The following is a 542-nucleotide window of genomic DNA, read 5'->3' as shown; positions in this document are numbered from 1 at the left end:
CCGCCGCCGACCGCCGCCTGGAATACTCCCCGGACCGCGACGGCATGGCCTGGCTCTCCGCCTACCTCCCCGCCGATCAGGCCGCCGGGATCTGGGACCGCACCACCACCGCCGCCCGCGCCCTCCAAGGCCCCGCCGAGCCCAGGACCCTCACCCAACTCCGCGCCGACACCGCCGCGGCCTGGCTCCTCGCCGGCCAGGCCGACCAGGTCCCCGCACCCAAAGCCCAGGTCCTCGTCACCGTCCCCGTGTTCGCGCTAATGGGCCTGACCGACGAACCCGCCACCCTCGACGGGTACGGGCCCATCCCGCCGTCCATGGCCCGCACCCTCATCGCCAACGGCGCCGAATCATTCCACCGCGTCCTGACCGACCCCCGCAACGGGGCACCCTTGGAAATCGGCCGGTCCAGCTACCGGATCCCCACCGCCATGCGCCAATGGCTCAGACTCCGCGACGGCAAATGCCCCTTCCCCGGCTGCACCAACCAATCCCTGGACAACGACGCCGACCACCTCCTCGCCTGGGCCAACGGCGGAACC

Annotated in this window: 1 protein-coding gene; it reads left to right on the top strand. The window is 72.5% G+C overall.

All coding sequences use genetic code 11. The features are described 5' to 3' along the window. Positions 1 to 542: DUF222 domain-containing protein (locus AB4Y73_RS20435; protein ID WP_441874514.1), on the top strand; the 542-nt coding region annotated here is incomplete at both ends.

The sequence above is a fragment of the Pseudarthrobacter sp. TAF60_1 genome (genome assembly GCF_052113505.1).
Lineage (GTDB): Bacteria > Actinomycetota > Actinomycetes > Actinomycetales > Micrococcaceae > Arthrobacter.
This window is presented reverse-complemented; position numbering and strand designations above follow the sequence as displayed.